Raw genomic sequence first — 21,647 nt, forward strand, 5'->3', positions numbered from 1 at the left:
GTCGCAATGGCATTCGACCGGTCAGGGACCTGATGATGACGCCAGGGGCGGTGGGTTACGCACCTCTCGCTCCGTCGGGCGGTGGGTTACGCACCTCTCGCTCCGTCGGGCGGTGGGTTACGCACCTCTCGCTCCGTCGGGCGGTGGGTTACGCACGTCTCGACTGCCGCGAAAGGTGCCTATCTCACCGCCCGCCCTTGCGAGGGGTGCGTACGTCACCGCTCACGACATCATCCGGTCCCTCAACCCCGCGGGTCGTTGACGACGGCTTGGAAGAGCGGCCAGCCGGTGTCGACGTGGACGATCCTCAGCGCGAAGGGCCGATCGACGATCATGGTCACCTCATCGGTGACGGCGGGCGCCGATGTCAGCCCGGCGATCTCGGTGACGGCCGCGGCCACCGTCCCCTCCTCATCGATGCGCAGCAGCGCCTGCTGCGCGACCTCGTCGATGGACACGCCCCCGGCGATACCGCTGAGGTCGTCGCCGGCGAGCACAGGCGCCAGGCCGAGTCGCCGCAGCGGCTCCACCAGGGAAGCCGACGAGTCGATGTCGACCTTGGGCAGCGCCAGGTCCACCGTCGTCTCCGGCTCCGCACGCAGCGCCCCGTCGTAGGCGGCCCAGTCCTGCGTCGTCAGATCCTCAGGGGCCGTGCCCTCCTCGGGAAGGAGCACGTCCATCGCGAAGCCCTCGGTGTAGGGCAGCCGGACGGCCTGACCGCCCGGCTCATCGGTGTACGCGGCCTGGAGGCTCTGATGCATCGTCTCGACCCGATGCTGATCACCCGAGGAGTCGGTGAAAGGCTCGTCCGTCGTCGCCGACTTCGCGAAGGGGCTCTGCCAGCGCGCCGCCAGCAGGACCGCGTTCTGCAGCACGAAGACCGTGTCGGCGTCCGGCTCGATGGCCGACTCCTCGATCAGCCCGCCGGTGTGCTCCTGGACCCAGGCGTCCAGCACGGCCTTCGCGTTCGCATCGGCGAAGTCGGCGGTGGCCACACCTGCATCGAAGTACTCAGTGATGACGTCCAGGAAGTCCGACTCGACCTCGTGGCCCTCCGCCTCGACGATGCCGGTGGCTAGATGCAGCAGTGGACGCTCCGGCAGCTCGTCGTCCTGGACCACGGACGGGTCGCCGTCGTACTCGGCGATCGCGGCCTGCAAGGCACTGAAGGCGTCGCGGCGGTCCGTGCCGCCCGCCCCGAGGAACTCGTCGAGCGCGTCGGCGGCAGGCCCCCGCGCTCCCTCCGCGACGATGGCGAACACGAGGGCGACCGACGCCGCGGACACCACCCGGTTGTCGCCACCGGCACCCGCGAGAAGGTCGTTGCCGAGGTCCGTCGTGGCCTCCACCACCTCCTGCGTCGCCGCTGCCTGCGACAGGGAGACCGGCCGATAGTCGACATCGCCGCGCTGTTCACTCCGAGAGGGCTCCGGTGACGACGGGCCGCAGGCGCTCACGCCGACCACCGACAACACAGCCACCAGGGCGACGAGCCCGATCGCACGACTCCGGGCAATGAAGGACACTCGTTCACGTTATGCGGCGCCGACCATAGGGTCAACGCTCGCCGAACCTCAGTCGTCGCGGCCGATCAGGTCGCCGGTGATCGCGTCGACGCTCACTTCCACATCCTCTGTGTCGCCGTCGGCGCGGATGTCGAACTGGTACTGCGGACCTCGCGAGGTGCCCTCGAGCTTCCACTCCACGACCTGGCCGTCGTACTCGGCGAGCGCCGTCCGCATCGCCTCGTCGAGCTCCACCACGTCGTCCACGGCGACCGTCTCGGCCGCCTTCTCGGCGCGGTCATCGTCGTCGATTCGCTCGGTCTCCTCGGCGATCACCCGCTCATCGTCCGCCCCGATGACCGCCTCATACTCTTCGTCCGCGGAGACCAGCTCGATCGTGTAGACCAGACCCTCGTGACCTTCGTCGAGCTCGATGGACGCCAGCTCGCCGTCGAAGGAGTCCTGGGCAAGCGTCACCGCGTCCTGCCACGAGAGTGCGAGATCGGCGGTCGCCAGATCGGTGGTGGCCGCGGCCGGGCCGGCACTCGTCTCGTCGTCGTCGCTGCATCCCGCGCCGACAGCGGCGAACACCACCGCCGCCGCTCCGACCGCCAGCATCCGCTTCCTCATACCGGCCAGCCTCGCATCCGTCGTCATCGGACGCAGCTCGACCGCGTGCGGCAGACTGAAGAGGTGAGCTCTTCAGACCCCGAACAGTCGACCGCCGGCTCCTACGTCACCGCCGGCGAGGCGTTCGACCGCGACATGGACTACATCCCCGATCGCATCACCGCCCGCGGCGGTGAGCCGGTCGACGACCGCGCGGGCACGGGGAAGGCCAGCCCCTCCGATGCGCCGCGGTGGCCCGTCGAGCCGGGACGGTACCGGCTGATCGCCGCGAAGGCGTGTCCGTGGGCCAATCGCGCCATCATCGTGCGCTCACTGCTCGGGCTGGAGGACGTCATCAGCCTCGGCCTGGCCGGCCCGACACACGACAAGCGCAGCTGGACCTTCGACCTGGATCCGGGAGGAGTCGACCCGGTGCTGGGCATCGAGCGGCTCCAGCAGGCCTATTTCGCGCGGTACCCCGACTACCCGCGCGGCATCACCGTCCCCGCGATCGTCGAGATCGCCTCCGGCGGCGTCGTGACCAACGACTTCCCGTGGATCACCCACGACTTCTTCTTCGAGTGGCGCGAACACCATCGTCCGGACGCTCCCGACCTCTGGCCGGCCGAGGTCCGTGACGAGATGGAAGATGTCATGAAGCGGGTGTTCACCGAGGTCAACAACGGCGTCTACCGCTGCGGTTTCGCCGGATCTCAGGAGGCGTACGACGACGCCTATGAGCGGCTGTGGACCGCGCTGGACTGGCTCGAGGATCGGCTGTCCACCCGCCGCTACCTGATGGGCGACGCGATCACCGAGGCCGACGTCCGGCTGTTCACGACCCTCGCCCGCTTCGATGCGGTCTACCACGGGCACTTCAAGTGCAATCGGCAGAAGCTCACCGAGATGCCGAATCTCTGGGGCTACGCCCGCGATCTCTACTCGATCCCCGCCTTCGGCGACTCGATCGACTTCGAGCAGATCAAGAAGCACTACTACGTCGTGCACACGGATATCAACCCGACGCAGATCGTGCCGCTCGGCCCGGACCCGGCCGTCTGGCTGGAGCCGCACGGCCGCGGCTGACGCCCACGGGGATCACCGCCAGAGCGAGCGGGGGAACACACGGGCGACCAGCCGGTGCCGGCGCGAGGACGACGCCCTGAGCCGGCGCTCAGCGCTGCGAGCCGTCCGGCGGCTCTGCTCGTCGACGCCGGGAGCCGAGGCGGCGTAGCGTTCACGTTCCAGTAGCGCGACGACCTCGCGCACCTCCGGCCCGGCGGCAGGAGCGAGCGCTTCGGCCTGTCCCCGAGCCGTGGCATTGGGCGGGACCGAGATCCCCAGATCGGTGGCGGTGTCGGTGAGCTCACGCCACCAGGGCTCGACCCGCGTCCTCCTCCAGCGCATCGAGCGGCGCACCTGCCTCACCAGCGCGGGAGCCAGACCGAGCGCGCCCAGAAGCACGGCGAGCGCGACGCCGAGCCCCCCTACTGACTGCCGGCCCGCGCCCTGTTCCGTCGTCTGATCCGCATCGGGGCGTGCGGAGTCAGGACCCGCGGTGGGAGCCGCCGTCGGCCCGTCCGGCACGTTGACATCGGGTGCGGTCGTGCCCGGTTCGATCCGGGGCTCGTCGAACTCCGTCGGCGATCCCACTCCCGGCGTCGCATCGAAGGTCACCCAGCCGACACCGTCGAACCACACCTCGGTCCAGGCATGCAGCATGTCCGAGCGCGTCGAGTAGACCTGGTCCCCGTCGGCGGTGCGCCCCGCGGGCCGGCCCGGCGCGTAACCGACCGCGATACGCGCCGGGATGTTCAGCGACCTCGCCATCGCGGCGAGGGCCGAGGCGAAGTGCACGCAGTAGCCCGACTGCTCCTCGGTGAGGAAACGGGCGACGACATCCAGCCCATTGCCGTCGTACCCCTCGGCCACCGGAGCGGATTCGGAGTACGAGAAGCTACCGCGCAGCCAGTCCTGGAGAGCCACGATGCGGTCATAGGAATTGGTGAGACCGGCGGTCTGCTCGCGCGCGACGCCGCCGATCTCCGCCGGGGTGCCGGCCGGTAACTCCGTGTATCGCCGGAATACCCCCGGCGCCATCGAGGTGGAACGTCCGCGCATCTGCTCGGCATCGGGCTCGATCTCCACATAGGACGCGGCATAGGTCAGATCGCGTGTGGTGTCGCCGCGCGACCGCACGGTTCCGCCGACCGGGTGCCGCGCCCAGGCTCCGGCCAGTCCTCGCAGCTCGTCGAAACGGTACGGAACCGGCAGCATCGTGGTGTCCAGGTCGCCGATCTCGACCCGGATCTCCTCGGTGCTCGTGGGAATGTCGGGACCGATGTCGCCGAGCGGCTCCTCGGTGGGCAGGCCGGCACCGTCACCGACCTGTCGCCAGGTCTCGCCGTCGACGTCGATGAGGGTCGCGACCTTGAGATACGGCGGATCGTCGGCGGTGGTGATCGACCGGGCCACCTCCACCGACTCGCCGCGGCGCAGGTTCTCCCCCAGCCGCAGCATGGGGTTGATGCCGCGACCGAACACGTCCGCGGGGGGCCGTCCCCAGGAGGTGACCGTGGGTTCGAGGCCGGGAGCCGCGAGGGACGGCGTCAACAGGGCCGCGATGACCGCCACCGCTCCGATGCCGGCGGCGAGCGCCCCACGAGCCGGTGTCGGCACACCGCCCCGGCTCACGATCACGCCGAGCCAACCGGCCGCGGTGACCGCGACCGCGAGCGGATCGGGTGTGACCCCGACGATCAGGGATGCCGCCGCCAGGCCCCCGGCGTACAGGATCCCGCACCCGACCGCCGCCCCGGGGACGGGTCGCGAGAGGAGGTCGTCGACCACCAGAGCCACCAGGCCGAAGCCGAGGGCGATGAACATCACCAGCGCCTCCGGTGGCGCGAGAGGAGCCTGCTCCTCCGCGACCACCGCGATCGCAAGACTCAGCTGATCGCCGACGGCGCTCCAGGTGGCACCTGTCGGCACGCCCACGACGGTCGTGGTGGGCAGGAAGACCCAGACCACCATGAGAGCGAGGGCTGCCACCGCCGCGAACGGAGCCGCCAGGGGACGCACGCGTCGCACCGCCGCCGCGACGACGTAGACGACCGCCACCACCAGCACGACTCGCCACCACCAGGCGCCCAGGAGCACGACGCGCAGCCCAAGCAGGACGCCGACGAGACCGAGGACACCGAAGAAGGAAGAACGCTCGGCCCTCATCGACCGGGACCTTCGCCGAGCCGGCTCCACGCGCGTCCGACATCGTCGCGATCGCGATAGGTCACGATCCGCCAGGCATCCTCTCGCAGCAGCGTCAGCGCCTCCGCATCGCTGGCATCGTGCAGCATCGCGTAGGCCGGGCGGCGACGGGTGGTCAGCCACTCGCGCGCGAATGAGGCATCGATCCGTCCCGCGACCACGATCATCGGCGCATGAGGATCGAGGGATGGGCCGTGCGGTTGCGGTTCCGCGAGAGCCAGGTCGACCAGCGCGGGGCGCAGCGCGTCGTCGCGCCCCACCGGCTGTTCGTACCAGCCCGCCGACAGGTGCAGGTCGATGTCCTCGTGATGCAGATGCTGGAGGACCGAGGCTGCCGCCGACACGCGCCAGTCGAGGTCGCGAGCGGAGTCACCGCGTAGGTCCACCACCACGTGCACCTGGCGTTGCGACTGCTGTTGATCGTGACGCACCATCAGCGTGCCCCGGTGGGCCGTGGCCTTCCAGTGCAGGCGCTTCACGGCGTCGCCGGTCCGGTACGGTCGCGCGAGCACATCCGCGTCCCCGGTGCCCGAGGGGCGCAGCCGCAGGGCGGAGTCCTCGCGATCCTGTGCTCCCGTCAGCGCTTCGACCCGCCCGTCGAGCGGGTAACGGTGCGGGAGCACGATGACGGTGTTCTCGCCCTCGAGCTGCGTCCAGCGGGTGGCGAGGGCGAACGGATCGGTCACGCGCACGCTCGTGGGCCCGAGGAGATGGCGACCGCGCTGCGAGAGCCGGACCTCATAGTGTCCGTGGGGTGCGCTGGTGCCGGCTCCGCGAGCGACGAAGGAGCCGCTGTGTCCACCGCCGCTCGCGTCTTCCCACCATTCCGCGACATCGAGCGCGCTGCGCCGGGTGCTCATCAGGCTGAACCGGACGTCCACCGGCTCACCCGGCTCCGCGACGTGAGGCACGACGCTGCGGCGCACCTCCCATCGAGGATGGCTGACGGCGACCGCGACATGCGCCAGGACCACCACGGTCACCAGGAGGCCGGTGACGCTCAACAGCACCGGGACACCCCACCAGAAGGCACTCACCGCGCAGCCGACCGCCGCGGCGAGTGAGACCGCGCCCCGGGCCGTCGGGGTCGGCCATCGCGACCAGGCCACCGGGTCAGCTTCCTTGAGGGACGGCGGTCGCCGCGACGATCTCCCGCACCAGGGTCGCCGCAGCGGGTGCGCCGCGGTCGACGATGAGCCGGTGCGCGAGCACGGCCTCCGCGAGGATGTCGATGTCATCGGGCAGCACGAACTCCCGCCCGGCCATCGCCGCCCGTGCCTTCGCGGCCCTGACGAGCTGTAAGGTGGCGCGGGGACTCGCCCCGAGATAGATCCGGGGGTGCTCACGTGTCGCGGTGCTGATCGCGACCACATAGCGCCCCACCGCGTCCGAGACGTGCACCGCACGAGCCTCGCCGATCATCGCCGTGAAGTCCGCGAGCGGGACCACCGATTCCAGCTCCTCGACCGGCTCCACCCGATCGTGGCCGTGGATCATCGCCAGCTCGGCGGTCGCGTCGGGATATCCCATCGAGATCCGGGCCATGAAACGGTCCCTTTGCGCCTCCGGCAGCGCATAGGTGCCCTCCATCTCCACCGGGTTCTGGGTCGCCACCACCATGAACGGGGGCGCCAGCGGGTACGTCGTGCCGTCGACGGAGACCTGACGCTCGCTCATCGCCTCGAGCAGGGCCGACTGCGTCTTGGGGGACGCCCGGTTGATCTCGTCGCCGATCACGATATTGGCGAAGACGGCTCCGGGACGGAACTCGAACGCTGCCCTGGCCTGGTCGAACACCGAGACGCCGGTGATATCGGAAGGAAGGAGATCCGGGGTGAACTGCACCCGGTGGACCGTGCCGTCGATCGAGCGGGCGAGGGCGCGCGCCAGGGCGGTCTTTCCCACGCCGGGAACGTCCTCGATCAGCAGGTGACCTTCGGCGAGCAGCACCGTGATGGCCGTGTCGATCGCTTCGGACTTGCCATCGATGACGCGTTCGACATTCGCGTGGATCGACATCGCGGCGGCAGCGAGGTCCATGCTCCGATCCTAAGCGGTGGCGGGAACCGCCGCCGACGCGCGCACCTCCGCCAGCACCGCGTTAGCGTCGGATCATGTCCCGTCTGCTCGTGGTCCACCACTCCCCCACCGACACGCTGCTCCGGCTCACCGATGCCGTCCTCGGCGGTGCCCGCGATCCGGCCATCGAGGGAGTCGAGGTCATCGAGCGCCAAGCACTGGACGCCACGGTCGAGGACGTGCTCGACGCGGACGGCTATCTTCTCGGCACGAGCGCCAATCTCGGCTATATCTCCGGGGCGCTGAAGCACTTCTTCGACTCCGTCTACAACGACGTCCGGGAGCCGACAGCCAAGCGACCGTTCTCGTTCTGGATCCGCGGCGGCTACGACACGACGGGAGCGGAGCGGGCGATGGAGTCCATCACGACGGGACTGCAGTGGTCGCTGGCAGCGGAGCCGCTCGTCTTCACCGGCGACATCGAGCCTCATCTCGACGAGGCGACCGAACTGGGCGGCACCCTCGCCGCCCTGCTCATGGGGTGAGCGGCGCGGCCGAGCACCTCCTCGCGGGTCCGCGAGTGGTCCACTCGGCGCGACTCCGGAGCCGGCGGAAGAGTGACCTTCAGTAGCGGGTGCTGAACTCGCCGAGACCGTCGTCGACCTCGGCCTCGCTGACCTCGACCGACGTGACCGATGCCTGCTGCGGCCCCTGGTGACACCAGCGCACGAGTTCCTCGACGGCATCGGCCTCCCCCTGGGCCACGAGCTCGACGGCGCCATCGTCGCGATTGCGCACCCATCCGGCGAGGCCGAGCCGGCGGGCCACGTCTTCGCACGAGGCACGGAAATAGACCCCCTGGACGCGACCGTGGACGACGAGATGACGGCTGATCAGAGAGGGCATGTCTCCATGAAGGCATGCGGCGGAAGCGCTCGCAAGGTGGGAGCATCGGCCTATGGACGCCGCTGACATACTCCGCGAGATCGCCTTCTGGCTCGAGCGAGAGCGTGCGTCCACCTATCGCGTGGAGGCCTTCCGCACGGCCGCCGACGTGCTGTCCTCGCTCTCGCCCGCCGAGGTCGAGCGCCGGACGCGCGAGGGCAGTCTCAAACGCCTCAAAGGTCTCGGTCCTCGCACCGTCGGCGTCGTGGAGGATGTCATCGCGGGCGAGGTCCCGGACTATCTGACGGAGTTACGAGACCGGGGTGCGGCACCGCTCGCCGACGGCGGTGAGCCACTCCGATCCCTGCTGCGCGGTGACCTGCACCTGCATTCGGACTGGTCCGACGGCGGCTCGCCCATCGAGGAGATGCTGCGCGTCGCGAACCGGCTCGGCCGGGAGTACATCGCGCTGACCGACCATTCGCCGCGGCTCACGGTCGCCCGTGGGCTCTCCCCCGAGCGTCTGCGCGATCAGCTCGGCATCGTCGCGGACCTCGGCGAACGGTCGGAGGGAACGGCCCTGCTGAGCGGAATCGAGGTCGACATCCTCGACGACGGCGACCTCGACCAGGAGGACGACCTTCTCGAACGCCTCGATGTCGTGGTGGCCTCGGCGCATTCCCAGCTGCGGATGCGCGCACCCGCCATGACCCGGCGACTGCTGAATGCCGTGTCGAATCCGCGGACACGGATCCTGGGCCACTGCACGGGACGACTCGTCACCGGCGGGCGAGGCACCCGGCCGCCCTCGGAGTTCGACGCGCGGGCGGTTTTCGAGGCCTGTGCCGAGCACGATGTCGCCGTGGAGATCAACGCGCGACCGGAGCGCCAGGACCCTCCCGACGATCTCATCGCGATCGCCCTCGATGCGGGCTGCCTCTTCTCGATCGACTCCGACGCCCATGCCCCGGGTCAGCTGGACTTCCTCGACTACGGCGCGGCGCGAGCGGTGGCCTGCGGAGTCCCGGCCGAGCGCATCGTCACCACCTGGCCCCTGGACGACCTTCTCGCCTGGGTGCGCAGGGAGTGAGCCAGAAGCGGGCAGGTGGGTTCACGCGAGATGTGCTTCGGTGGTTGCTATCGCGACCGGGAAGGCACATCCTTCGTCGGCTTCGCGCTGGGGAGGCCTGGGTCGCGGCCGCGTCAGAAGCCCAGCTTGCGCAGCTGCTTGGGGTCACGTTGCCAGTCCTTGGCCACCTTGACGTGCAGGTCGAGGTAGACCGGGGTGCCGAGCAGTCGCTCGATCTGGCCACGGGAGGTCACGCCGATCTCGTGCAACCGGGCGCCCTTCTTGCCGATGATGATGCCCTTCTGGCTGTCGCGCTCGACATAGACGTTGACGCGGACATCGAGCAGCGGCTTGTTCTCCGAACGTCCCTCGCGCGGGACCATCTCCTCGACCACGACCGCGAGCGAATGCGGGAGCTCGTCATGGACACCTTCGAGGGCCGCTTCGCGGATGATCTCGGCGACCAGCGTCTCCTCCGGCTCATCGGTGAGCTGGCCCTCGGGGTAGAACGCGGGCCCCTCGGGCAGCGCCCGTACCAGCAGCTCGGCGAGCAGCTCGACCTGTTCGCCCTTGACCGCCGAGACCGGCACGATCTCGGTCCACTCGACACCGGCCTCCTGACCGGCGGTGGCGATCGACTGGAGATGCTGGGCCAGTCGCTCGGGTGAGACGAGGTCGGTCTTGGTGGCGATCGCGAACATCGGCTTGGACCGCAGCGCCGCCAGTTCTCCGATGAGGTACCGGTCGCCCGGCCCGATCCGCTGGTCCGAGGGGAAGCACATGCCGACGATGTCGACCTCGGACCAGGTGGAGCGGACGAGGTCGTTGAGGCGCTCACCCAGGAGCGTGCGGGGCCGGTGCAGGCCGGGTGTGTCGACGAGGATCAGCTGGCCGTCGGGTCGGTGGACGAGACCGCGCACGGCGTGACGGGTGGTCTGAGGACGCGACGAGGTGATCGCGACCTTCTCACCCACCAGCGCATTGGTGAGGGTCGACTTGCCCGCATTGGGCCTGCCGACGAAGCTCACGAAGCCGGAATGGAAATCGCTCATCTCAGGCCTCCAGCACGGTGTCGACGGTGCCATCCGGCCCAGCGACCACGACCGAGGTCCCGGAGCCCGCGAACTCGCGCACCGTCTCGGTGCGGATCGGCACGTCTCCCTCGGTCACGACGGCCGCGGCCTCCAGCCCCTTGGCCCCCGAGGAGACGGCCATCGCGACAGCGAGGTCCAGCGCCGAGAGTGTCAGCGATTCCAGCGCGATCGTCGCGGCGGCGTAGGTGCGTCCGTCGAGATCGCGGACCGCCGCGCCCTGGGCGACTCCGAGCCGGGCACGGGTGGCGCGGGCGAGCGTGACGAGCTTGGCATCCTCAGCCGACAGATCCATGCCCTCAGCGTATCGGCACGTCCCCGTCGCCTCAGTCACCGAGACGGGAGACGAGCACCCGGCCGATTCGGTTGCGGCGGCCGGCGGGCGTCTGGGCCTCCAGCCTCAGCCCGTCGACCTCGACGACGCTGCCGGGGATCGGCACCTTGCCCAGATGCTTGGCCATCAGGCCGCCGACGGAGTCGACATCGTCGTCCTCGATGGGCACGCCGAAGAGCTCCTCGAGGTCGTCGACATCGAACCGAGCGCTGACCCGCCAGGACCCGTCGGCGAGCTGCTCGCGTTCGTCGGGCTCGGAATCGTACTCATCGGTGATCTCACCGACGATCTCCTCGAGGATGTCCTCGATCGTGACCATCCCGGCTGTGCCGCCGTACTCGTCGACGACGACCGCCACGTGGGTGCGATCGGCCTGCATCTCGCGCAGCAGGTCGTCGGCCTTCTTCGTGTCGGGGACGAAGAGGCACGGGCGGCAGATCGAGTCGACCTTCTCGGCGGTCTCGGCCGCGTGATTGTCGAAGACTCGCTTGGTGAGGTCCTTGAGATAGGCCATGCCCACGACATCGTCGAGATTCTCCCCCACCACCGGGATGCGCGAGTATCCGCTGCGCAGGGCGAGGCTCATCGCCTGTCGCAGCGTCTTGTGCTGCTCGATGAAGACCAGATCGGGGCGGGGCACCATGACCTCGCGCACGATGGTGTCGCCGAGCTCGAAGACCGACTGGATCATCCGCGACTCGTCGGTCTCGATGACCGAGCTGCGGGCGGCGAGATCGACCAGCTCGCGCACCTCGACCTCGGACGCGAACGGTCCCTCGCTGAACCCTTTGCCAGGGGTCAGCGCATTGCCGATGAGGATCAGGAGCTTGGGGATCGGCCCCAGCAGGGCGGTCAGCACGACGACGCCGAAGGCGGAGGCGACCGCGATGCGCTCGGCGTGCTGCTTGCCGATCGTGCGAGGACCGACGCCGATGACGACGAAGCTCACCACCGTCATGATGGCGATGGCGATGAGCACATTGGTCCACAGTCCCTCGACATGGTCGGCGACCACCGCCGCGACGAGCACGATGCTCGCGGTCTCGGCCAGGATGCGCAAGAGGAGGACCGTGTTCAGATAGGGCGCCGGATCCTCCAGGATCGTGCCGAGCCTCTTGGCGCCGGCGCTGCCGGACTCGGCCAGTTCCTCGGCGCGGGCCCGTGAAAAGGAGGAGATGGCGGCATCGATGCTCACCAGGATGCCGGCCAGCACCGCGAGCACCACCGCCAGCACCAGCGGGGTCGTCACCCCCATCTCGTCACCCGGTCGTTCACGGTGCGTCCGGGTCCTGTCCGGCGGCGGCTTCGTGCCACTCCACGAGGAGACGTCCCTGGATGCCGAACATCTCGGCATGCTCCTCGGGGGTCGCGTGGTCGTAACCCATGAGGTGCAGCATGCCGTGCACCGTGAGCAGGGCAATCTCGTCGTCTCGGTCGTGTCCGGCGGCCGGGGCCTGCTGTGCTGCGATCTGCGGGCAGAGGGCGATGTCGCCCAGATACCCCGGATCGTCGTCCTCATCGGGTTCCTCGCGGCCCGGGGTCAGCTCGTCCATCGGGAAGGAGAGCACATCCGTAGGGCCCTTCTTGCCCATCCACTGCTCATTGAGCGTGGCGATGGTGTCGGCATCCACCAGTCGCATGGTCATCTCGGTCTGCGGGTGCAGCCGCATCCGGCGGAGCACGAAGCGACACAGCCGGGTGAGATCGAGGACGTCGACGCCCTCGCCGGACTCGTCGAGGACGTCAACGCTCACCGTCACCCACCCGCTCAGGCACGCTCGCGGCCGGCATCGTCGCGCCGCCCCGCGTCGTACTGGTCGTAGGCGGCGACGATGCGCCCGACGAGCTTGTGCCGGACGACGTCGTTGCTGGTCAACCGGGAGAAGTGGATGTCGCGCACATCGCCCAGGATGTTCTCGACGATCCGGAGGCCGCTGGTGGCACCACCGGGGAGGTCGACCTGGGTGACATCGCCGGTGACGACCATCTTGGAACCGAAGCCGAGGCGGGTCAGGAACATCTTCATCTGCTCGGCGGTGGTGTTCTGCGCCTCGTCGAGGATGATGAAGGCGTCGTTCAGGCTCCTGCCGCGCATGTACGCGAGCGGGGCCACCTCGATGACGCCGCTGGTGAGCAGCTTGGGGATCGATTCCGGGTCGAGCATGTCGTGCAGGGCGTCGTAGAGCGGACGCAGGTACGGGTCGATCTTCTCGCTCAGCGTGCCGGGCAGGTACCCGAGCCGCTCCCCCGCCTCGACGGCCGGGCGCGTGAGGATGATCCGCGTGACCTCCTTGGCCTGCAGCGCCTGCACGGCCTTGGCCATCGCCAGGTAGGTCTTGCCGGTGCCGGCCGGGCCGATACCGAAGACGATGGTGTGCTTGTCGATCGCATCGACATAGCGCTTCTGATTGAGGGTCTTGGGACGGATCGTGCGGCCGCGGCTGGAGAGGATGTTGAGGCTCAGCACCTCGGCGGGCCGCTCCTGGGTCTCGGTACGCAGCATCGAGATGCTGCGCTCGACCGTCTCGCGGCTCAAAGCCTGGCCGGTGCGCAGGATCGTGACGAGCTCATCGAGCAGGCGCTCGACGAGCGCCGCCTCGGCGGGGTCGCCCTCGACGGTGATCTCATTGCCGCGGGCGTGGACGCGGGCATCGAAGGAATCCTCGACCAGTCTCAGGAACTCATCGGCCGGGCCGAACAGGGCCACGGCGGGAACGCTCGACGGCACGGTGAACACGTGGCGAGCCTTGATGTCATCAGTCATACAGGTGCCAGTCTACGCTGTCGCGCCGACAGGCGTCTCGCTACAGAGTCCCACGTCCCGAGGTAGCGGTATCTCATCAACGTCACCTCGACGGTGGCGGTAGACCATCAACCTTATCCGCGGCCGATGGGGTTGACGATCTACCGCCGACGGGGACGAAAGGTTGACGATCTACCGCCACCGTCGCGCTCAGGCGAGGAAGAGCTTGGAGACGTCGACCCCGGCGAGCACATGCGCGTGCGCGTGGAAGACCGTCTGGCCGGCATTCGCGCCGGTGTTGAAGACCAGGTTGTAGTCCTCGTACCCCTCTTGACTGGCGATGGCCCGCGACTGCGCGAGGAGCTCGGCGGCCACCAGCGGCGAGGCCTCGGCGAGGCTCGCGATATCGGGCTCGTGCTCACGTGGGATGACCAGCACGTGCACCGGCGCCTTGGGGCTGATGTCCCGGAAGGCGATGGTGTGCTCGGACTCGGCGATCACCTCGGCCGGGATCTGTCCGTCGACGATCTTGCAGAACACGCAGTCAGCAGCCATACGGTCAGTCTAGGGTGGCCGCGACCCTCCGCCGACTACTCCATCGCCCCCGCGGCGGGGGGGGGGGGGGGCGGCCCCCCCCCCCCCCCCCCACCCCCCCCCCACCCCCCCCCACCGCTCCTGAGCGGAAAAGGACGCCTACTCACCGCCCACGGGAGGGGTCCAGGCCAGGTCACTTGAAGGCGTCGCGGATGCGGCCGAAGACGCCGTGACGATGCGAGTGACCGACCACCGGTTCGGGGCGCTCCTCCTCGCGCAGCGAGGCGAGCTCGGCGAGCAGCTCACGCTGGCGATCGTCGAGGTCGTTCGGGGTCTCGACGATCACCTGCACCGTCAGGTCCCCACGTCCACTGCCGCGCAGCCGCTGGACCCCCTGATCGCGCACCGTGACCGTCTCGCCCGACTGCGTCCCCGAGGGGATGTCGATCGGGACCGTGGCCGGCACGTCCCCGAGATCGGGACGCTCGGACTCCAGGGTCGGGATCTCGATGCGGGTGCCCAGCGCGGCGGCCGTCATGGGAACGGCGATCTGACACGCGAGCTGATCCCCCTGGCGGGTGAACACCTCGTGCCGCTGCACGCGAACCTCGACGTAGAGATCGCCCGCAGGGCCGCCGCCCGTGCCGACCTCGCCCTCCCCGGCGAGCTGGATGCGGTTGCCGTCGTCGACGCCCCCGGGGATGTTGACCGAGATCGTGCGACGAGCCCGGACGCGTCCGTCGCCCCCGCACTCCGAGCACGGGTCGGGAATGATCGTGCCGAAACCACGGCAGGTGGGGCACGGCCGAGCCGTACGGATATCACCGAGCAGCGAACGCTGCACCGACTGCACCTCGCCGTGTCCGTGACAGGTGCCGCAGGTGACGGGCTCGGAGCCTTCGCTCGCCCCAGACCCGTTGCACAGCAGACAGACGATCGCGGTGTCGACCTTGAGCTCGCGGGTCACGCCGAAGGCGGCCTCGGGAAGCGTGACCACCACGCGCAGCAACGCGTCGGATCCGCGCTGGACCCGCGACTTGGGCCCGCGGCTCGCGCCGCCCTGGCCGAAGAAGGCGTCCATGATGTCGTCGAAGTTGAAGCCACCCTGGCCGAAGCCGCCGCCCATGCCGCCGCTGGAGAGCGGATCGCCGCCACGGTCGTAGACGGCTCGCTTGTCCGGATCCGCGAGGACCTCATAGGCCAGCGAGACCTCTTTGAACTGCTCGGCGGCATCCGGAGCGTCGTTGACGTCCGGATGCAGCCGCCGCGCGGCCTTGCGATAAGCCTTCTTCAGCTCCTCGGCGCTCGCATCACGCGAGACACCCAGCAGTGCGTAGTAGTCCTGTGCCATGTCCTTCTCTCACCCGATCGCGGGATCAACCGTCCGCGAGGATTCGTCCGACGTAACGGGCCACGGCCGACACGGCGGCCATCGTGCCCGGATAGTCCATGCGCGTAGGTCCGACGGTACCGAGCCGCGCCAGGATCTCCGCATCGGACCCATAACCCGACGAGACCACCGCCGTACCGGACAGGCCGTCGTGCCCGGTCTCCATCCCGATGCGCACCTGTGCCGCGTCACCCGGGCCGCGGGTCGCCTCGCCGAGCAGCTTCAACAGGACGACCTGTTCCTCCAACGCCTCGAGCACCGGACGGATCGCGGTGTCGAAGTCGGCACCGAAACGCGCCAGATTCGCCGTGCCGCCGACGGCGATGCGCTCCTCGGAGCGCTCCCCCGACAGCGTGTGGCTCAGCGTCGTCACGATACTCGTCACGATCGGGCGGTCACGCGGATCGACCCCGTCGATCAGCTCCGCCAGCCGCAACGCCGCCTCCGGCAGGCGCTGGCCGACCGTGGCGCGCACCAGCCGTCCGCGCAGATCCGACAGGAGGTCCTCGCTCGGTGTCTCCACCAGCTCCACGATGCGCTGCTCGACGCGTCCGCTGCTGGTGATGACCACCAGCAGCACCCGCGCGCCGTCCAGCGCGACGACCTCGACGTGACGCACCGTCGAGCGCGTCAGGGAGGGGTACTGGACGATCGCGACCTGATTGGTCAGCTGCGCCAGCACCTTGACGCTGCGGCGCACCACATCGTCGACGTCCAGGGCCTCGGCCAGGAAGGTCTCGATGGCGCGGCGCTCGGCCGGCGACATCGCCTTGACCGTCGCCAGCCGGTCCACGAACATCCGGTAACCCTTGTCGGTCGGGATGCGACCCGCGCTGGTGTGCGGCTGGGTGATGTACCCCTCGTCCTCCAAGGCGGCCATGTCGTTGCGGATAGTGGCCGGCGAGACGCCGAGATGGTGCCGGTCGACCAGCGCGCGCGACCCCACCGGTTCCTGGGTCGCGACATAGTCCTCCACGATGGCGCGGAGCACGTCCAGCCGGCGTTCCTCCGACATGATCGCGGTCACCTCCCCGTGTCGCGCTGGCACTCTCGATGGTCAAGTGCCAGTCTAGCCAGATGACCGAGCTCAACATACGGCCCGACGGAGCGATCACGGTCACCTCCGGCGATGACGTGCTGACCTACACCCCCTATGCCGTGACGACACCGGACGGGCAGCGGATCGCGCACGAGTCTCGCGGCGGCTCGCTGGTCGGGGTGTGGTCCGCGCAGGTCGGCGACGCCTTCGTGGAGGTCTCCTATCTCGGCGACGGCCCGGCGGGCGGCGAGCTCGTCATGGTCGTGACGCTCCCCGGCGAACCACCGCGGGTCGCGCTCGGCGCCCTCATCGCGCCCGAGGCCCCCTCTGCCGATGTCCCCGACAGCTGGCCGGCCGCGGTCGACCTCGCCCTGGGCCTCATCGCCGACTCCACCCTCGACAGCGGCTCCAAGGACGAGATCGAGTCCTTCCACCAACGACTGCTGGAGGTCGTCCATGACCTTTGACCGCTACGGTTCCGATGTGCTCGGCGGGGACTGGCGCAAGCCCCCGCGTGGGCGCTCCACCGAGCAGCCGGCCGACCTGGGACTCGTGGTCGAAGAGGCCACCAGCGGCTTCGTCGGCGAGATCATGAAGGTCGAACGCGATCTCGGCACGGTCGAGCTCGAGAACCGCCACCTCACGCGCCGCACCTTCCCGCTCGGCCCGGGCTTCCTCCTCGAGGGCAAGCCCGTCGTGCTCGTGGCCCCGGTCCGCGCCGCGCCGCAGAAGGCGACCCGCACCGCCTCCGGCTCGCGGATCGCGGTCGACACCCGTGCCAAGGTCGCGCTGCCGAGTCGTATCTACGTCGAGGGACGTCACGATGCCGAGCTCGTCGAGAAGGTCTGGGGAGACGACCTGCGGGCCGAGGGTGTGGCCGTGGAGTATCTCGGTGGCATCGACGATCTGCCGGCGATCGTGCGCGATTTCGCGCCGACGAACGAGCGCCGCCTCGGCGTACTGGTGGACCACCTGGTCCCGGGCTCGAAGGAATCGCGCATCGCCGAGCAGCTCTCGGGACAGCCGCATGTCCTCGTCGTCGGGCACCCGTATGTGGACGTCTGGCAGGCGGTCAAGCCCGAACGGCTCGGGATCGAGACATGGCCGACCATCCCCCGCTCGGTCGAGTGGAAGAAGGGCATCTGCGCCTCCTTCGGCTGGCCGCACCAGGACCAGGCGGATATCGCTCGCGCGTGGAAGCACATCCTGAGCCGGGTCGACAGCTACACCGACCTCGAACCGGCCTTCCTCGGCCGCGTCGAGGAACTGATCGACTTCGCCACGCTGCCTACCGACTGAGACGCCAGGACCGTACCTCCCAGATGTGGCCAGTTGTGGCCCGTTCTCCGATCCGAAAACGGGCCACAACTGGCCACAACTGGGATGCGGTGCATCAGGTGAGTCGGCGGACGACGTGGTCGGCCAGGAGGCGACCCTCGCGGGTGAGCACGACGCGATCGTCCTGCGCCGTCAGCAGACCCTCGGCGATCATCGGAGCGGGGTCTCCCGCCAACGCCCTCGTTTCGATGCCCTCACGCAACCGGATGCGCAGCATGACGTCCTCGAGTGCGCGGATGTCCTCGTCGAGGGTCTCGCCGTCGGCCCGCGGCGATCCGCCGGACGCGAGCCGCTGCGCGTAGGCCGCCGGATGCTTGATATTCCACCACCGCTCGCCGTCGAGATGCGAATGCGCGCCGGGGCCGATGCCCCACCAGTCGCCGGAATACCAGTAGCCGAGGTTGTGGCGGCACCGGGCGTCGTCGTCGCGTGCCCAGTTCGACAACTCGTACCAGCCGAGACCCGCCTGCTCGAAGAGGTCGTCGGCGAGCAGATACTTGTCGGCGGTCTCGTCGTCATCGGGCATCGTCACCTCGCCACGACGCACCTTGCGGGCGAAGGCCGTGCCGTCCTCGACGATGAGCGCATAGGCGCTGACATGGTCGGGCTCCATCGACAGCGCTTCCTCCACGCTGCGCCGCCAGTCCTGGATCGACTCGGTGGGCGTGCCGTAGATGAGATCGAGGCTCACCTGCTCGAAGCCGGCCTCGCGCGCCCATCGCACCGCCCGCGGCACATTGGCCGGGTCGTGCGTGCGGTCGAGCATCGCGAGGACATGCGGGGCAGCGGACTGCATGCCGAAGGAGATCCGGGTGAAACCGCCCTCAAGCAACTCCGCCAGGGATGCGGGCGTGACGCTGTCGGGATTGGCCTCGGTGGTGACCTCCGCATCCGGGGCCAGGCCCCAGGCGTCGTCGATCCCCCGCAGCATCCGCACGAGCTCGGCCGAGGCGAGCTGGGTCGGCGTGCCACCGCCGACGAAGACCGTGTCCACCTCGCGCGGGCCGGTCGTCCGGGCGGCCAGGTCGATCTCCCGGAGCGCCGAGTCGGCGTACTGCGCGCGGGTAGCGCCCTCCCCCAGCTCATCGGACGTGTAGGTGTTGAAATCGCAGTAACCGCAGCGCACATCGCAGAACGGCACGTGCAGATACAAGCCGAAGGAGCGACCCCACTCCCTGGCGGTCGCTCCTTCGGCGGTCACGGAACCAGCCTACTGGCTGGGGGCGACGCTGATCTCAGGCGTCAGGCGTAGAAGCCGTCGAGGATGTCCTTGTAGTTGTCCTCCACGACGCGACGCTTGACCTTGAGGCTCGGCGTGATCTCCCCGGACTCGATCGACAGATCGTGATCGAGGATGGCCCACTTCTTGATCGTCTCCCACTGGTTGAGCTTGGAATTCAGCTCCTTGACGTAGCCCTCCATCTCGCTCTGCATCGCGTCGGAGGAGACGACCTCGCTGTACGACGCTCCGGCCATGCCGTGCTGCTGCGCCCACGCTTCCACCGCGTCGGGGTCGAGGGTGATGAGCGCGGAGCAGAAGTTGCGCTCATTGCCGTGGACGACCATCTGGCTCGCGAGCGGGCAGACCGCCTTGAACGCGCCCTCGATATGCGATGGGGCGACGTACTTGCCTCCGGAGGTCTTGAACAGGTCCTTCTTGCGGTCGGTGATCCGCAGGAAGCCATCGGCATCGAGCTCGCCGATATCGCCCGTGGCGAGCCAACCGTCGCCCGTGAGTGAGGAGGCCGACTCCGCCTCGAGATTGTGGTACCCGCGCATGACACCCGGGCCCTTGATGAGGACCTCGCCGTCCTCGGCGATCTTGACCTCGGTGCCCGGCATCGGTAGGCCGACCGAGCCGATCTTGAAGTCGTCGGGGTGGTTGACGAAGGACCCGGCCGAGGTCTCGGTGAGCCCGTAACCCTCCAGGATCAGGACGCCCGCGGCGTGGAACCACTCGGCGATATCGGAGGACAGCGCCGCCGCACCCGAGATGAAGAAGCGGACCCGGCCGCCGAAGCGGTCGCGGATCTTGGTGAAGACCAGCTTGTCGGCGATGCCGTACTTGATCTTGAGGACCGCGGGAATGGACTTACCGGCACGCTCGAGACGGGAGTGCTCCAGCCCCACCTTCTCGGCCCAGCGGAAGATCTTGAGCTTGGCGCCTCCCTCTTCCTCCATCATCCCGACGATGCGGCCGTAGGCCTTCTCGAAGATGCGCGGCGCAGCACCCATGAAGGTCGGCTGGACGACCGCGAGGTTGTCCACGATCTTCGGCACCCGGCCGTCGATCGCGGCCGGGAACCCGACCTGCAGCTGCGTGGTCAGCAGGACTTTGCCGAAGGAGTGCGCCATCGGCAGCCAGCGGAACTCCAGGTCGTCGACGGTGAGGAATCCACCGGCCGCGACCGCGGCACCCTCGTAGGTCCAGCCGTCATGGCTGAGCCGGACGCCCTTCGGCCGGCCGGTGGTGCCGGAGGTGTAGATCAAGGTGGCGAGATCGTCGGGCTCGGTGGCCGCCACGCGCTCCCGCACCGCCTCGGGGTTCTCCTCCAGATAGGACTGACCCATCGTCTCCAGCTCCGCGAAGGTGATGACCCAGTCGTCGTCACCCTCGCCGTCGAAGAGGACGACCTTCTCGACGCTCGGCAGCTCCGAACGCTTCTCGCGCAGCTTGGCGAGCTGCTCGTCGTCCTCGGCGAAGACCACACGGCTGTCGGAGTCGGCGAGGATGTACGCGACATCATCGGCGACGGATGTGGGATAGACCGTGGTGGTGGCCGCACCGGCGGAGTTGACCGCGAGATCGGCCAGGATCCATTCGTAGCGAGTACCGGCGGCGATGGCGACGCGCTGCTCGCGTTCGATGCCGAGGGCGATGAGCCCGGCGGCCAGCTTGCTCACGTGCTCGCCGGCCTCTGACCAGGTGATCGACTGCCAGTTCTCCTGGTCGTCCGGGTACCGGAATGCCTCACCACCGCCGGACTTGGCGACACGGTCGAAGAACATCTCTCCGACGCTGCGGGCACGGTTGTTGATGATCTCCAGCTGCTCGGGCGTGGGGGTCGGGGCAGGCATCGTGCTCCTTCGCGGGGGACTTGTGGTGGAGATCACCTTAACTGATGAGTAGCTTGTCTCACACCGACTTCACCGAGTTGTTGCCTTCTGACGGAGCGCGGCGCTGATCCGTGGTTCCTCGGCCACCCGCGACAACAGTTCGCGTTCCGTGGTGCAAGCCCGGAACACCAGTCCCACCGTGAGGTCGTGGTCGGGGCGTTCATCGACGACGACCGGGGCGCCGGCCGCCACGTGCCCGGGCTCGAGCACGCGCAGATACGCGCCGGGGACACCGTGGGCGGTGAACCGCTTGACCCACCGGGGCTCGTCCAGGAATCCCGCGAACACCGAGCAGGGGATGCGCACCGAGGTGACCTCGAGCAGGGCGTCACCGACGCGCCACCGCTCCCCCATCCGCGCGTTCTGGATGTCGAGGCCGATGGTCGTCAGGTTCTCGCCGAAGACGCCGCTGTCCAGTTGCCTGCCCAGCTCGGTCTCCCAATGCGCGTAGTCCTCCCGCGCGAAGGCGTAGACGGCCTTGTCAGGGCCACCGTGATGGGCCAGGTCGGCGATCTCGTCACCGTCGATGCCGAGCTCGCCGATCCATACGGCGCCTGCGACGGACCGCTTGTCGATCGCGGTCCGCTTCAGCTTCCCGTGTGCGGTCGGTCGGACCCGTCCCACATTGACCGACTCGACCCGCGCCATCGCTCGAGCATAGAGGGTGGGGTTCGTCCAAACGTTCCCCCAAGGACTCCGCTGCGCTC

22 protein-coding genes are annotated in these 21,647 nt (G+C 69.0%); 5 read left to right on the top strand and 17 right to left on the bottom strand.

Features of this window, described 5'->3' with window-relative positions:
* Positions 1-242 precede the first annotated feature (242 nt).
* Together JL108_RS00430 and JL108_RS00435 are read right to left on the bottom strand one after the other, a co-directional pair.
* Positions 243-1,526: a serpin family protein gene (locus JL108_RS00430; protein WP_205196416.1), complete on the bottom strand. Its 1,284-nt coding sequence runs from the start codon at positions 1,524-1,526 to the stop codon at positions 243-245.
* Positions 1,527-1,574: 48 nt separating this feature from the next.
* Positions 1,575-2,135, bottom strand: a complete 561-nt coding sequence (locus tag JL108_RS00435; RefSeq protein WP_205196417.1) for a PepSY domain-containing protein — start codon at positions 2,133-2,135, stop codon at positions 1,575-1,577.
* A gap of 135 nt (positions 2,136-2,270) precedes the next feature.
* On the opposite strand from JL108_RS00435, the gene JL108_RS00440 reads away from it, so the two are divergent.
* On the top strand, positions 2,271-3,200 hold the full coding sequence (locus tag JL108_RS00440; RefSeq protein ID WP_205196476.1) for a glutathione S-transferase C-terminal domain-containing protein: 930 nt from the start codon (positions 2,271-2,273) through the stop codon (positions 3,198-3,200).
* 12 nt (positions 3,201-3,212) lie between these two features.
* On the opposite strand, the gene JL108_RS00445 is transcribed toward JL108_RS00440, so the two are convergent.
* Genes JL108_RS00445 through JL108_RS00455 form a run of 3 tightly spaced genes read right to left on the bottom strand, consistent with a single transcriptional unit; the run spans position 3,213 to position 7,421 of the window.
* Positions 3,213-5,342, bottom strand: coding sequence for a DUF3488 and transglutaminase-like domain-containing protein (locus JL108_RS00445; protein ID WP_205196418.1), 2,130 nt, complete (start codon positions 5,340-5,342; stop codon positions 3,213-3,215).
* The gene (locus JL108_RS00450) at positions 5,339-6,490 is read right to left on the bottom strand and encodes a DUF58 domain-containing protein (RefSeq protein WP_205196419.1); all 1,152 of its coding nucleotides are present in this window, start codon (positions 6,488-6,490) and stop codon (positions 5,339-5,341) included. Before JL108_RS00450 ends, JL108_RS00445 begins: the two co-directional genes overlap by 4 nt.
* 4 nt (positions 6,491-6,494) lie before the next feature.
* Complete coding sequence (locus JL108_RS00455; protein WP_205196420.1) at positions 6,495-7,421, bottom strand: MoxR family ATPase; 927 nt, start codon at positions 7,419-7,421, stop codon at positions 6,495-6,497.
* A 74-nt stretch (positions 7,422-7,495) separates the two neighbouring features.
* Here JL108_RS00455 and JL108_RS00460 point away from each other — a divergent pair, with 74 nt between their 5' ends.
* On the top strand, positions 7,496-7,945 hold the full coding sequence (locus JL108_RS00460; RefSeq protein ID WP_205196421.1) for a flavodoxin family protein: 450 nt from the start codon (positions 7,496-7,498) through the stop codon (positions 7,943-7,945).
* Between the two features lie 79 nt (positions 7,946-8,024).
* Here the strand turns inward: JL108_RS00460 and JL108_RS00465 are convergent, their stop codons facing one another.
* A complete protein-coding gene (locus JL108_RS00465; RefSeq protein WP_240190443.1) occupies positions 8,025-8,306 on the bottom strand; it encodes an acylphosphatase in 282 nt (93 codons plus the stop codon).
* 52 nt (positions 8,307-8,358) lie between these two features.
* Here JL108_RS00465 and JL108_RS00470 point away from each other — a divergent pair, with 52 nt between their 5' ends.
* Positions 8,359-9,375 carry a PHP domain-containing protein gene (locus JL108_RS00470; RefSeq protein ID WP_205196423.1) on the top strand — a complete coding sequence of 339 codons (1,017 nt, stop codon included), beginning with the start codon at positions 8,359-8,361 and terminating at the stop codon, positions 9,373-9,375.
* A gap of 113 nt (positions 9,376-9,488) precedes the next feature.
* Here the strand turns inward: JL108_RS00470 and era are convergent, their stop codons facing one another.
* The 8 genes from era to hrcA form a co-directional block, all read right to left on the bottom strand.
* Positions 9,489-10,406, bottom strand: a complete 918-nt coding sequence (gene era / locus JL108_RS00475; protein WP_205196424.1) for a GTPase Era — start codon at positions 10,404-10,406, stop codon at positions 9,489-9,491.
* Position 10,407: 1 nt separating this feature from the next.
* Positions 10,408-10,740: a cytidine deaminase gene (locus tag JL108_RS00480; RefSeq protein WP_143913830.1), complete on the bottom strand. Its 333-nt coding sequence runs from the start codon at positions 10,738-10,740 to the stop codon at positions 10,408-10,410.
* Between the two features lie 31 nt (positions 10,741-10,771).
* The gene (locus tag JL108_RS00485; RefSeq protein WP_205196425.1) at positions 10,772-12,034 is read right to left on the bottom strand and encodes a hemolysin family protein; all 1,263 of its coding nucleotides are present in this window, start codon (positions 12,032-12,034) and stop codon (positions 10,772-10,774) included.
* A gap of 16 nt (positions 12,035-12,050) precedes the next feature.
* Positions 12,051-12,533 carry an rRNA maturation RNase YbeY gene (gene ybeY, locus JL108_RS00490; protein WP_205196426.1) on the bottom strand — a complete coding sequence of 161 codons (483 nt, stop codon included), beginning with the start codon at positions 12,531-12,533 and terminating at the stop codon, positions 12,051-12,053.
* A gap of 14 nt (positions 12,534-12,547) precedes the next feature.
* Positions 12,548-13,543, bottom strand: coding sequence for a PhoH family protein (locus JL108_RS00495; protein WP_205196427.1), 996 nt, complete (start codon positions 13,541-13,543; stop codon positions 12,548-12,550).
* Between the two features lie 189 nt (positions 13,544-13,732).
* Positions 13,733-14,077, bottom strand: a complete 345-nt coding sequence (locus JL108_RS00500) for a histidine triad nucleotide-binding protein (RefSeq protein ID WP_205196428.1) — start codon at positions 14,075-14,077, stop codon at positions 13,733-13,735.
* Between the two features lie 172 nt (positions 14,078-14,249).
* Positions 14,250-15,407: a molecular chaperone DnaJ gene (gene dnaJ / locus JL108_RS00505; RefSeq protein ID WP_205196429.1), complete on the bottom strand. Its 1,158-nt coding sequence runs from the start codon at positions 15,405-15,407 to the stop codon at positions 14,250-14,252.
* 25 nt (positions 15,408-15,432) lie between these two features.
* Positions 15,433-16,461 (bottom strand): heat-inducible transcriptional repressor HrcA, encoded by a 1,029-nt coding sequence (gene hrcA, locus JL108_RS00510; protein ID WP_205196430.1) that lies wholly within the window; start codon positions 16,459-16,461, stop codon positions 15,433-15,435.
* A gap of 62 nt (positions 16,462-16,523) precedes the next feature.
* On the opposite strand from hrcA, the gene JL108_RS00515 reads away from it, so the two are divergent.
* Together JL108_RS00515 and JL108_RS00520 are read left to right on the top strand one after the other, a co-directional pair.
* A complete protein-coding gene (locus JL108_RS00515; protein ID WP_205196431.1) occupies positions 16,524-16,952 on the top strand; it encodes a hypothetical protein in 429 nt (142 codons plus the stop codon).
* Positions 16,942-17,784 carry a DUF3097 domain-containing protein gene (locus JL108_RS00520; protein WP_205196432.1) on the top strand — a complete coding sequence of 281 codons (843 nt, stop codon included), beginning with the start codon at positions 16,942-16,944 and terminating at the stop codon, positions 17,782-17,784. Before JL108_RS00515 ends, JL108_RS00520 begins: the two co-directional genes overlap by 11 nt.
* 94 nt (positions 17,785-17,878) lie before the next feature.
* Here JL108_RS00520 and hemW read toward each other — a convergent pair whose 3' ends face one another.
* The 3 genes from hemW to JL108_RS00535 all read right to left on the bottom strand — a co-directional run bounded on the left by hemW (position 17,879) and on the right by JL108_RS00535 (position 21,588).
* Positions 17,879-19,024 (bottom strand): radical SAM family heme chaperone HemW, encoded by a 1,146-nt coding sequence (hemW, locus tag JL108_RS00525; protein WP_205196433.1) that lies wholly within the window; start codon positions 19,022-19,024, stop codon positions 17,879-17,881.
* Between the two features lie 41 nt (positions 19,025-19,065).
* On the bottom strand, positions 19,066-20,901 hold the full coding sequence (locus JL108_RS00530; protein WP_205196434.1) for a long-chain fatty acid--CoA ligase: 1,836 nt from the start codon (positions 20,899-20,901) through the stop codon (positions 19,066-19,068).
* Positions 20,902-20,970: 69 nt separating this feature from the next.
* Complete coding sequence (locus JL108_RS00535; protein WP_205196435.1) at positions 20,971-21,588, bottom strand: MOSC domain-containing protein; 618 nt, start codon at positions 21,586-21,588, stop codon at positions 20,971-20,973.
* Positions 21,589-21,647: the final 59 nt, after the last annotated feature.

It is taken from the genome of Aeromicrobium sp. YIM 150415 (assembly GCF_016918125.1).
In the GTDB taxonomy this organism is placed as follows: domain Bacteria; phylum Actinomycetota; class Actinomycetes; order Propionibacteriales; family Nocardioidaceae; genus Aeromicrobium; species Aeromicrobium piscarium.

Bases quoted from the DNA above. Each gene is read 5' to 3' on its own strand.
- JL108_RS00435 (WP_205196417.1), bottom strand. From the start codon at position 2,135: ATGAGGAAGCGGATGCTGGCGGTCGGAGCGGCGGCGGTGGTGTTCGCC.
- JL108_RS00440 (WP_205196476.1), top strand. From the start codon at position 2,271: ATGGACTACATCCCCGATCGCATCACCGCCCGCGGCGGTGAGCCGGTC.
- JL108_RS00445 (WP_205196418.1), bottom strand. From the start codon at position 5,342: ATGAGGGCCGAGCGTTCTTCCTTCTTCGGTGTCCTCGGTCTCGTCGGC.
- JL108_RS00455 (WP_205196420.1), bottom strand. From the start codon at position 7,421: ATGGACCTCGCTGCCGCCGCGATGTCGATCCACGCGAATGTCGAACGC.
- JL108_RS00460 (WP_205196421.1), top strand. From the start codon at position 7,496: ATGTCCCGTCTGCTCGTGGTCCACCACTCCCCCACCGACACGCTGCTC.
- JL108_RS00465 (WP_240190443.1), bottom strand. From the start codon at position 8,306: ATGCCCTCTCTGATCAGCCGTCATCTCGTCGTCCACGGTCGCGTCCAG.
- JL108_RS00470 (WP_205196423.1), top strand. From the start codon at position 8,359: ATGGACGCCGCTGACATACTCCGCGAGATCGCCTTCTGGCTCGAGCGA.
- era (WP_205196424.1), bottom strand. From the start codon at position 10,406: ATGAGCGATTTCCATTCCGGCTTCGTGAGCTTCGTCGGCAGGCCCAAT.
- JL108_RS00480 (WP_143913830.1), bottom strand. From the start codon at position 10,740: ATGGATCTGTCGGCTGAGGATGCCAAGCTCGTCACGCTCGCCCGCGCC.
- JL108_RS00485 (WP_205196425.1), bottom strand. From the start codon at position 12,034: ATGGGGGTGACGACCCCGCTGGTGCTGGCGGTGGTGCTCGCGGTGCTG.
- JL108_RS00495 (WP_205196427.1), bottom strand. From the start codon at position 13,543: ATGACTGATGACATCAAGGCTCGCCACGTGTTCACCGTGCCGTCGAGC.
- JL108_RS00500 (WP_205196428.1), bottom strand. From the start codon at position 14,077: ATGGCTGCTGACTGCGTGTTCTGCAAGATCGTCGACGGACAGATCCCG.
- dnaJ (WP_205196429.1), bottom strand. From the start codon at position 15,407: ATGGCACAGGACTACTACGCACTGCTGGGTGTCTCGCGTGATGCGAGC.
- hrcA (WP_205196430.1), bottom strand. From the start codon at position 16,461: ATGTCGGAGGAACGCCGGCTGGACGTGCTCCGCGCCATCGTGGAGGAC.
- JL108_RS00515 (WP_205196431.1), top strand. From the start codon at position 16,524: ATGACCGAGCTCAACATACGGCCCGACGGAGCGATCACGGTCACCTCC.
- JL108_RS00520 (WP_205196432.1), top strand. From the start codon at position 16,942: ATGACCTTTGACCGCTACGGTTCCGATGTGCTCGGCGGGGACTGGCGC.
- JL108_RS00530 (WP_205196434.1), bottom strand. From the start codon at position 20,901: ATGCCTGCCCCGACCCCCACGCCCGAGCAGCTGGAGATCATCAACAAC.
- JL108_RS00535 (WP_205196435.1), bottom strand. From the start codon at position 21,588: ATGGCGCGGGTCGAGTCGGTCAATGTGGGACGGGTCCGACCGACCGCA.